Here is a 454-nt window from a genome sequence, read left to right on the forward strand (position 1 = left end):
TCGCTCGACGAGGCGTTCGACGCGCTGTACGCAGCCGCCGCCAGCCGCAACGACGCCGCCTCGCGGCAGATCGCCCAGGCTTACGCGCAGTCGGACGCGGGCCAAGCCTTCCTCGCGCAGGGCCGCGAGGTCAACCACCAGGCGCAGGCCAGCGCGCAGCAGGCCCTGCTCGAAGCCCAGCAGCAGGCGCACGCCCAGCCGGCCACGCCCGCCGGCCCCGTCATGAGCCGCTAGGAAAGCATCCATGGAGGCGAGCACCGACGACATCAAGAAAATGGCCGTGCGGCTGGCCGTGCTCATCGACAGCCTCGAAACCCGCGGCGAGAAGGCCACCCAGCAGACCCTGCAGGCGGCGCAGTCCATCCACCAGGTGGTGCAGGATGCCGCAGCCGTTTCGCAGCGCACGGCCGCCCAGTCGCTCGAGGACTTCCGCCGCACCGCCGCCGCCACGCTG

At 72.0% G+C, this 454-nt stretch carries 1 protein-coding gene and 1 pseudogene; both read left to right on the top strand.

Translation table 11 applies throughout. The features are described from left to right. A pseudogene (locus ACH65_RS20390) lies at positions 1-234 on the top strand (hypothetical protein); the annotation flags it as partial. A 10-nt stretch (positions 235-244) separates the two neighbouring features. Next, on the top strand, positions 245-454 hold a 210-nt coding region (locus tag ACH65_RS18075), incomplete at its 3' end, for a hypothetical protein (protein WP_049624034.1).

Origin of the sequence: Frateuria defendens (assembly GCF_001182895.1) — a bacterium.
GTDB classification, from domain to species: Bacteria; Pseudomonadota; Gammaproteobacteria; order Xanthomonadales; family Rhodanobacteraceae; genus Frateuria_B; species Frateuria_B defendens.